This window comes from Microbacterium sp. CPCC 204701 (genome assembly GCF_004010105.1).
In the GTDB taxonomy this organism is placed as follows: domain Bacteria; phylum Actinomycetota; class Actinomycetes; order Actinomycetales; family Microbacteriaceae; genus Microbacterium.
Map to the genome: position 1 here is coordinate 1 of NZ_RRYE01000078.1, position 9,940 is coordinate 9,940.

Here is a 9,940-nt window from a genome sequence, read left to right on the forward strand (position 1 = left end):
CGTGCACGCCGATCGCGCGCGAGCCGTCGCCCGCCGCGGGCCGCCGCTCCAGCAGCTCGACGTCGACGCCGCACCGCACGAGCTCGCCGGCGAGCAGCATGCCCACCGGCCCGGCTCCGACGATCGTGACCTCAGCCACGCCGGCGTCCCCTCGCGGCCCGATGGTCCGGGGTGAGTTCTTGTGGCTGCGCGGGCGCTGCTGCCGCAGATTGCGGCCCCCGAGCGCGGACGGCTGGTGGTCGAGGGGGCTGTTCTGGTCGCTTCGCTCGCATCGAAGCTGCAGAACGCGCCTTCTGAACAGCGGAGGAGAGACGGATGCCGCGCCCGACGGCGGTGCGCTCAGCCATGCCCGCGTCCCCTCGCCAGCAGGCGGAACGCCACCGGAGCCGACACCGACCATGCCCCCGGCATCAGGCGGTCGAGCGCGCCGGCGAGCTCGGCGGGGGTGTAGCTGCGGCGGATCGAGCGCAGACCGTCGGTGCGCAGGAAGGTCCCCGGGGCGAGCGGCGTGATGCCGACCGCGTAGAGTGCGTACGCCATCCGGCTGCGTGCGATGTCGCTGTGCAGCACGAGGCCGCGCGACAGCGCCGCCGAGGCCGAGATGAACGCCGGCAGCTCGCCGCCGAGGTGATGCAGCACATGGTTCGACAGCACCACGTCGAACGTCTCGCCCGCGGCGACGAGGGCCGCGGCATCCGTGCACCGGAACGTCACCTCGGACGGACGCCGGCGTTCGAGTGCGGCCCGGTGCGAGCGCTCGTCGGGATCCGCGCCCGTCCAGGCGACGTCGAGGCCGTCGTGGCGCGCGGCAGCGGCGAGGCGCACGATGACATCGCCGCCGCCCGAGCCCAGATCCAGCACGCGCGCGGAACGCCCGAGCGAGGCGAAGTACGGACCCAGTGTGGACCGGTAGACCGCGCCCCACCCCGCGACCAGGCGGTTCACGGTGTCGAAACGGCGCAGCGTGGCGCGCAGGCGCGCGGGGTCGCACCCCGGGTCGTCCATCAGCTCGGTGAGAGCCTCGTCGCGGGCGGCCAGCGTCATCGCGCTCCCGTCACGCCGGAACCGTCGCGGCAGCGGGCGTCTCCGCCGCGGAAGACCGCGGACGCGGCACGCGCTTGGTCAGCATCGCCGACTCGACGGTCAGCCCGGGACCGAACGCGAGCCCGGCGACGCGGGCTCCGTCGGCCACCGCGTCGTCGCGCAGCAGGGCGCGCAGGATGAACAGGATCGTCACGCTCGACATGTTGCCGTAGTCGCGCAGCACGGCCCGCGAGGCGGCGAGCGCACGCGGGTCGAGCTCCAGACCCGACTCGACCCGGTCGAGCACGCTGCGGCCGCCGGGATGCACCGCCCATACGTCGGGTGGGCGGTCGTCGCCGACGAACCCGTCGACCGCGCCGCGGATCTCGCGGCCGATGATGCGCGGCACCTCGGCTGACAGCACCATCTCGAACCCGTGGTCGCCGATGGTCCACACCATGTCGCTCTCGCCCTCGTCGGTGAGCGCGGTGCCGAAACGGTCGAGGTCGAGGCCGCCGGGGCGGCCCACGTCGGCGGAGGTCACGACGGCGGCGGCCGCGCCGTCGGCGAAGACGGATGCCGCGACGATCTGCTGCGGATCGTCCGAGGCGCGCACGTGCAGCGAGCACAGCTCGGTGCACACCACGAGCACGACGGCGTCGGGCTGCGAGTGCGTGAGCCGCGTGGCGAGCCGCAGCGCGGGAAGCGCGGCGGCGCAGCCGATGAAGCCGAGGTGGTAGCGCTCCGCCGTGGTGGGTAGGCCCAGGTCGCGCACGAGCCGATAGTCGGGCCCCGGCGCGAAGAACCCCGTGCACGAGACGGTGACGACGTGGGTGACGACGGATGCCGGGACTCCGGCATCCGTCAGCGCCTGGGCGGCGGCGGCCGCCGTCAGATCCGGCGCGAGCCGCGTGTAGAGGTCGTTGCGCTCGCCGGTCGTCGGCGACAGCAGGGTGCGCGCGCCGTCGAGGAACCGCGGAGCCGCGTCGTCGCGCGACGCCGGATCTCCCAGCTCGGCGAGCACGGTGTGCCGGTGCTCGATCGCGGACGCGCCGAACGCGGCGTGGATGCGGCGGCGCGTGAGCCGGTCGAGGCCGGGCTGGCCCGCGAAGAGATCGCGCACCTGATCCTGGGGGAGGCGCGTGGCGGGAACAGCGGTGCCGATCGACACGATGCGGGCCGTCATGGAGCCACCTAAGCATGGAGAGGCGCCGCGGCGGCAGTGGTTGCGCGATGTCTCCCGGCGGGTTATCGGTTTCGACGGCGCCCGCTGTGCCGAAACGGATGCCCCGGCCCGCACCCTGCGCGGCGGGCCGAGGCATCCGCGGTCCGGATCAGGTCGTCTCGGAGGCGTGCTCGGCGTGGGCGTCGGGCAGCTCGCGCAGGCCCCAGAAGGGCCCGATGACGACGAAGATGCACGCCAGCAGCTCACCGGTCGCGGCGATCCACAGCGTGGGGACGGTGCCGATCCACGTGCCGAGCGCGCCGGCGAGGAGCGCGCCGATCGGCATGACGCCCCAGACCACGAAGCGGATCGAGGCGTTCATGCGTCCGAGCAGCCGCGGCGGGGTGATGCGCTGGCGGAAGGTCACCTGGGTGATGTTGTACAGCAGGATCGTGAAGCTCATCAGGAAGAACTGGATGACCAGCAGCGGGAACGCCAGGGCCGGCACGAGCGAGATCGCCGGCAGGAAGAACGGCGCCAGCGAGAACGCGATCGCACTCACCGGGATCGCCCGCGCCTCGCCGAGGCGCGCGACGATGCGCGGCGTCGCGATCGCGCCGAGGAGTCCGCCGACGGCCGACAGCGAGAACACGATCCCGAGCATCTGCGGCGTGAGCCCGAGCTCGCGCAGCGCGAAGATCGGCAGGAGCGTCGTGGCGATCGTGCCGAAGAAGTTCGCGACGCCGGTGGTGCCGACGATGCGACGCAGCAGTGGATTGCCGAACACCCAGCGCAGGCCTTCGCCGATCTCGTGGATGAGTGGCTTGTGCTCTTCGGGCGCCCGCAGCGTCTCATGATCGCGGGTGAACAGCAGCGCGATGAATGAGACGACGTACGTGACGACGGTGACGAGGATCGCGAGCGGCGCCGCCAGCACCCCCACGAGCCAGCCGCCGAATGCGGGGCCGGCGAGGCCCGCCAGCTGCTCGGTGGACTGCAGCTTTCCGTTCGCCTCGGCGATCTGGCCGGTGCGCACCAGCGAGGGGATGAGGCTCTGGTTCGACACGTCGAAGAACACCGTGGCGACGCCCATGACGAGTGCGACCACGATCATGTGCCAGATCTCCAGCACGCCCAGCAGCGCCAGCACCGGCAGCGTCGAGAGCGCGACAGCGCGCACGGCGTCGGCCCAGATCATGATGTGGCGCTTGCGCATGCGGTCGATCCACGCGCCGGCCGGCAGCCCGACCACCAGGAACGCCGCGACCTGCGCGGCAGTGAGCAGACCGACCTCCCACTCGGTCGCGTTGAGGATGAGCACGGCGAGCACGGGAAGGGCGAGCTCGGTGATCTGCGCTCCGAACTGGCTGAGCGCCTGACCGCTCCACATCGTGAGGAAGTTGGCGTCGCGCCACAGCGAGCCCTTCGGCGCGGGGGTGACGGGAGGAGTCGTCGAGGCACCCCGATCGGCTTCGACGGCGTCGTCGGCGCCCGCGCGTGAGGTGAGGGTGGTCCCCACGCCCCCTCCAAGCCCCGCTGGCGCGACGCTCGGAGCCTCCGGGCGCGTGGGCCCAGCCTCGGCACGGGCCTCGGAGACGGCGTCGCCGAGCGCGGAGCCGGGCCTGTCCGGATCGTCTGATTGGGACATGTCAATCAGTGTGCGGCATCGATTGAGAACTGTCAATCACTCGCGTAGCATGAGCCCATGGCCGATGACCGCGACGCGCGCATCGAGCTGCGGCGCGGCGATCCCGAGGCCGAGGCGCGTATGCGCGCGCTGAGCTCGCCGCTGCGGCTGCGCGTGCTCCGGCTGTGCGCGTTCGAGTCCCGCACCAACAAGGAGCTGGCGGAGCTCCTCGGGGTGAACCCGGGAACGATGCTGCACCACGTGCGCACGCTCGTGCAGACGGGCTACCTCGCCGCCGAGCCCACGCGCAGCGGGGCGCACGGCGCCCGCGAGGTGCCGTACCGGGCGACGGGGCTGTCGTGGCGCACCTCGATGCCGGGTGGCTCGTACGTGCTGGTCGAGACCTTCCTGCAGCAGATCGAGGGCGTCGCCGACGAGGACCTCGATGCGACGTGGCTCGGGCTCAAGCTCACCGAAGAGCACCGCGAGGAGTTCCAGCATCGTCTTTACCAGCTCGTCGACGAGTTCAAGGAGCGCGGTCCCGATCCCGACGGCGACACGTACTCGTTCTTCAGCGCGCTCCACCCCGACGACAACCCGCCGCGCGGCAGCTGAGCGCCGCGGCCGGCGGCGCCCGGATCTCCCGGCCGAAACATGCCGCGGTTCCGCGTGAGATTGCAGGGAGGTTGCACGCCCCACAGCCCCGCTCCGGATGCGCGCGGGCGGCGGATAGCGTCATGCGTCGAGGCACCAGCCTGGTGCCTCTGCCGCGCGCCGCCGCGCTGATCGCCCCGCGCAGAGTGCGCCGGTCTCAGGAGACGCTCATGCCCCTCGCCCCGCGAATGCACCGATCCGATTCGGCCGCGCCGCGCGCTCTGCGCGTCCGGCGCCGGGTCCGCTCGTCCACACCGCGGCGAGCGGCCGTCGCCGGCTTCGTGAGCGCTGTGCTCGTGGCATCCGCCGCTCTCGTTCCCGGCGTCGCGGCGCACGCCGACGCTGCGAGCTTCGAGATGCCGCGCACGCTGTACGGTGCGAACGAGATCGTCGAGGTCGCGCAGGGCACTCTGACGCGGGACTGCGACACGTTCGGCACCGTGTCGTCGATCTACGTCGTGCCGACGGGCAGCGTCGAGCCGGGCGACCCGCTCGCCGACGCTTCGGGCGGCGACCCGAACGTCATCGAGTCGAGCGCGTTCGGAGCGTACTTCGCCGAAGAGGTCATCGCCGGGACGCAGCCGAACGGCTCACTCGGAGCAGGCACGTACGACATCGTCGAGGACACCTGCCAGAACGGCGTGTTCGACGGCAGCGACTCGATCAGCCGCGGGGCGTTCACGGTCGAGATCGATCTGTCCATCCCGGCGCTGCCGAACGCAGAGATGCTCGCGATGAAGGAGGCGGCCAGTGGTGAGGCGACGCTGTGGCAGGCCACTGCGTTCGCGGCCGGTGCGCTGTTCATCGTCCACCAGTTCCTCGAGCTGAAGGGGGCGGCGACCCCCAAGCCCGGCGAGATGGGCCAGTTCTACATCAACTTCTACCTGACCTACGTGTGCAGTGTGCCGGGGCTCATGCCCTCGATCCCCGACAGCCCCATCACGCCGTGGTGTCCGACTGTCAGCATCCAGGACGCGATCAAGCTGCAGATCGAGACGGTGAAGGCGGCCGTCGACAAGGCGGCGCACTACAGCGCCATCGCGGCGGACCCGCCCGACCCCGACTTCGGCCAGCCGGTCGCCCTCGCCGCGATCCCGCAGCTGACGTCTCCGAGCGGCGCGCCGCTCGAACGCGCACTCGCGGCATGGGGCGACGGTGCCACTCGCGGCGCCGCGCTCGCCGACGCATACCTCGCCGCGATGGAGAAGTACCAGGGCGCCGCGGCCGCGGAGGACCCGGCCGCCGCCCTGCTGCAGGCGCGCTCGATGATCATGTACTCCTCGATGCTGCAGGCGCAGCTGACCGAGCAGACGGCGCTGGTGGAGAACATCGCCGCGACCGCCGACGCGCACGGAAAGGACGTCGACGCCGCGCTGGTCGACCTGGCGTCGGCCGCCGAGCGCGTCGCCCAGAGCGGCTTCTCGGAGGACGAGGACCGTGCGCTGCGCAACCTCGGCTTCAGCCCGGAGGCCGTCGCCGACATGCGGCGCATCTTCGCGGAGGAGATCTCGCTCGAGCAGCCCTTCGGGTCGCTCGACGCGCTCGTAGCGGCCCAGCGTGATGCCGACACCGCCATGACCGCGGCGTTCGCCGGGATCGTCGACGGCATGACCCCGATCGTCGAGCAGCTCACCGCGAGGCTCGAGGCCGAGGGTGAGGCATCCTCCCCCGTCCTGAGCGCGGGCGGTCCGTACACCGCGCCGGTCGGTGAGCAGGTCGCACTCACCGCCGACTGCACCGGCTGCGCGAACATCGCGTGGGACCTCGATTCGGACGGGGCGTTCGACGACGCCGTGGGTGCTTCGGCCACGGTCTCCGCGCGCGCCGGCACGATTCTCGTCGGTGTCCGGGGAACGGATGCCGCCGGCCTCGCGTCCGTCGACTATGCCCAGGTGCTCGGCACCGACCCCGGCCATGCGCCCGTCCTCGCCGGAGTCGATCCGGCGGCGACCGAGCCCGTGCGGATCCGCCTGGGCGACACTCGGACGTTCGGCGTGCAGGCGCAGGATGCGGACGGCGACGCCCTCACGATTCATTGGTCGCTCGACGGCGTCGACCTCGGCACAGGCACCACCCAGGTGGTCGCCCCGGACCCTGCGCGCACGTCGCAGGTGTACGGGCTGCAGGCGCGGATCGACGACGGGAACGGTCATGTGCGTGTCGTGCGGTGGACGGTGCTCGGGACGCATCCCGACGCCGACCGGGACGGGTGGACCGCCAACGTGGACTGCGACGACACCGATGCCACTGTGAGCCCGGGTGCACCGGAGGTGCCAGGGAACGGCCGGGACGACGACTGCGACCCGGCGACGTCGGACGAGGCATCAGGCCTCTCCGCGGCGTTCTCGCCGCTGCCCGACAACGGCGGCAGCGACGTCGCGAAGATCCCTCATGGCGGGGCTTTGGCGGCCTCCTCCGGACAGCAGAACACGAACACGGCCGCTGACAAGCTCTTCGATCTGCCGCCCAACTCGCTGGCGACGCCCTGGGTGACGGCGCCGGGAGCGACTGCCGACCAGTGGGCGGCAGCCGACCTCGGATCCGATTACCTCATCCACCGCGTCGCGATTCGCGCCGACCGCGCGCGTTACCGCCCGGCGGACTTCGCGGTGTCGGTGTCGACCACGGGTCCGCGCAGCGGACTCCGTCGCGTCGTCGGCAGCGAGCTCGCCGACGTCAACGGCTTCCAGCAATTCCCCCTCGCCACCCCCGTCGTCGGGCGCTATGTCCGCCTCGACGTCTTCACGAACCGCGGCGCCACGGCGATCGCGATCGACGACCTGGTCGCGATCACCGGGCAGGTCGGCACGCCCACGGTGGCGTTCACGGATCGTTCGACGGGCGCCGTCGCGTGGCACTGGGACTTCGGCGACGGCACGACCTCGACCGACCGGAGCCCTACGCACGTCTTCGCCGCACCGGGCGTCTACCCCGTGACCTTGACCGTCACCGGCGCCGACGGCAGCACCGCGACGACGATGCTCGAGCAGACGGTGCTCGAGCCGCTGCAGCCCCGCTTCGACGGTCCGACCGACATGACCGAGGGGACGTCGGAGTGGTTCACCGACAGCACCGTGCCGCCGAGCGGCGTCATCGTGACGCGCCGATGGGCGTGGAACGCCACCCAATCGACGACGTCGGCGGCGAGCACCGCCAGCTGGGGGTATCCCGACGACGGCCCGCAGACCGTGACCCTCTCGGTGACGGACTCGTACAACCGGACCGCCGCGGTGGAGCACCCGGTTCAGGTGCACAACGTCGCGCCGACCGTCGACGCGGGAGCGGCGGCATTTGTCGTGGCGCTCGAGCCGTGGACGCCGCTGCCGGCTGTGCGTGATCTAGGAAGCGTCGACAACGCCCAGCTGCACTGCGAGTGGGACTACGGGGACGGAGCGACCGCCGTCGTGCAGCCGTGCGCGAGGGAGAGCGCGCGCGTTCCGCACCCCTACACGAAGCCGGGTGCGTACACCGCGACCCTGACGGTGACCGACAAGGACGGTGCGTCGGCCACCGACACCGTGACGGTCACGGTCGTCACGCGGACGTCGCACCTCGAGGCCTACCCGGTCGCCGGGAGCGCGTACGGCGGGTCGATCACGGTGCGCGCGCAGCTGTGGGACCGTCCTTCGTGGAAGCCGATGGCCGGCACCGCCGTCGTGGTCGCCGGGGCGGAGGGCGAGCAGCCCGTGACGACGGACGCGAACGGCCGGATCGAACTGCGTCTGCCGATGGGCGCGTCTGACATCGAGGTCGCCTACGGCGGCGACGTGAGCCGGACCGGAACCGCGGCGACCGTCTCGCCGTCACGCGCCGGCCGCCCGGCGGCCGACGTCGTCTTCGTCATCGACGAGTCGGGCAGCATGGATCCGTACCAGCGGGCGGTGCGCGACAACGTGCGCACCATCGGCGACCGCCTCGCCGGGACCGTTGACGCGCAGCTCGGTGTCATCGGGTTCGGCTCCGCGGGCGCGGAGGCGATGCCGCACTTGCACATGCCGGTGACCCACGATCTCGCCCGTTTCGAGGCGGGGCTCGCCGAGCTCGACACGAGCGGTGAGTACGAACCTGGTGTCGACGCCATCATCGCGGCGCTGCAGGCCGACGTGGGGCTGCGGCCGGAGGCCGGCACGTGCGTCGTGCTCATCGGCGATGAGCGCACTCAATGGGACCGCAAGATCGTGGCAGACGCGCGGGCGGCGCTCGCCGCCTCTCGCGCGACGCTCTTCTCGATCATCACGCCGGGCGCGTCGACACGCGACTACGCCGAGCTCGCGACGGGCAGCGGCGGAGCGGCGTTCGACATCCGCACGTTCGGCGCCGACCCCGAGCCGGTGCTCGACGCGATCCTCGACTCGTGCGTCGCGACGGCGGACAATCGCCCCGACCTCGCCGTGACCATCGACGACGGGCGCGACACCGTGCTCGCCGGCGACGAGGTGGAGTACGCGATCGGGGCGGCCAACACCGGGAACGCCGACGCGATCGGCATCGTGCTCGAGGTCGAACTCCCCGTGGCGGCGGTCGTCGTGGACGCGCCGGGCGCCACGGTCGACGGGCGGATGGTGCGCTGGAGCGTCGGCGCCCTCCCGTCCGGCGACGACATCGAGCACCGGCTGCGCGTGCGGGTCGGTCCTGCCGGTGCAGCGCCGGGTGAGTTCGCGGCACGGGCGACCGTGCACGACGACGGTTCCTACGGCGCCGATCCGACCCCGGCCGACACGCAGGCGACCGACGTCGACGCGATCGTGGAGCTGCCCGTCCTCACCGTCGACCCGGTGATCGTCAACGACGCCGGCGGCGACCTGGTGCTCGACGGCCTGCGCTTCGTGCTCGCCCCGGCGATTCAGCATCCCGTCACGGGCAACGGCCGTGCTTCCGCGTCGGTCGCCGATATCGTCCTCGTGCCCGGAGTCGCCACGTCCGTTCAGCCGGGGCGCTATCTCCTTCGGGTCGACGGTGTGCCCGACGGTTACGCGATCGCTCTCGCGAGCGCGTGCTCCGCCGGCGGCGAGATCGAGCTGGCGTACGATGACGCCCTGGAGTGCGCCGTCGCGATCGATGACGAGGCGCCGGTGCTCCAGGTGACGGTCTCCGCGCCCGACGGTACCCCGCAGCCCGGTGTGACGCTGGACGGCGTCACGATCGACCCGGGCGCCGAGTTGGCGACCACGGCGGGTGCGCACCGGCTCGAGGCAGTAGCGGCGGACGGGTACGAGGCGGCCTTCGAAGGCGACTGCGACGCCGACGGCCGGTTCGTCGCGGCCCTCGGAGTTCGGGTCGAGTGCCGGATCGTGCTGAACCCCGTAGAGCCGCAGACGCCGCCCGATCCGAAGCCGACGCCGGGAACGCCCACGGGGTCGCCGACGCCGGGAACGCCCGCGGGGCCGCCGACGCAGGACGCCGCCGAGCCGGGCCAGCCGTCGGTGGGCGGGCTCGCCGTCACGGGAGGATCCGGGGGCGTCATGTTGGCG

6 protein-coding genes are annotated in these 9,940 nt (G+C 72.3%); 2 read left to right on the forward strand and 4 right to left on the reverse strand.

The genetic code is table 11. The features are described from left to right. The 4 genes from EIO58_RS19495 to EIO58_RS07165 form a co-directional block, all read right to left on the reverse strand. On the reverse strand, positions 1–400 hold a 400-nt coding region (locus EIO58_RS19495), incomplete at its 3' end, for an FAD-dependent oxidoreductase (RefSeq protein WP_274543197.1). Next, positions 340–1,044, reverse strand: a complete 705-nt coding sequence (locus EIO58_RS07155) for a methyltransferase domain-containing protein (protein ID WP_127818947.1) — start codon at positions 1,042–1,044, stop codon at positions 340–342. The genes EIO58_RS19495 and EIO58_RS07155, both read right to left, overlap by 61 nt. Positions 1,045–1,054: 10 nt before the next feature. Continuing rightward, the gene (locus tag EIO58_RS07160; protein ID WP_127818948.1) at positions 1,055–2,209 is read right to left on the reverse strand and encodes a type III polyketide synthase; all 1,155 of its coding nucleotides are present in this window, start codon (positions 2,207–2,209) and stop codon (positions 1,055–1,057) included. A 148-nt stretch (positions 2,210–2,357) separates the two neighbouring features. Next, positions 2,358–3,707, reverse strand: coding sequence for an MFS transporter (locus EIO58_RS07165; protein WP_240658621.1), 1,350 nt, complete (start codon positions 3,705–3,707; stop codon positions 2,358–2,360). Between the two features lie 186 nt (positions 3,708–3,893). Between EIO58_RS07165 and EIO58_RS07170 the strand changes: the two genes are divergently transcribed. After that, positions 3,894–4,430 carry an ArsR/SmtB family transcription factor gene (locus tag EIO58_RS07170; protein WP_127818950.1) on the forward strand — a complete coding sequence of 179 codons (537 nt, stop codon included), beginning with the start codon at positions 3,894–3,896 and terminating at the stop codon, positions 4,428–4,430. A 320-nt stretch (positions 4,431–4,750) separates the two neighbouring features. Further along, positions 4,751–9,940 (forward strand): PKD domain-containing protein (locus EIO58_RS07175; RefSeq protein WP_164861572.1); only part of this gene is annotated, 5,190 nt, incomplete at its 3' end.

What these genes read in the sequence shown, in the direction of transcription:
- EIO58_RS07155 (WP_127818947.1), bottom strand. Translation starts at nt 1,044, where the DNA reads ATGACGCTGGCCGCCCGCGACGAGGCTCTCACCGAGCTGATGGACGAC.
- EIO58_RS07160 (WP_127818948.1), bottom strand. Translation starts at nt 2,209, where the DNA reads ATGACGGCCCGCATCGTGTCGATCGGCACCGCTGTTCCCGCCACGCGC.
- EIO58_RS07170 (WP_127818950.1), top strand. Translation starts at nt 3,894, where the DNA reads ATGGCCGATGACCGCGACGCGCGCATCGAGCTGCGGCGCGGCGATCCC.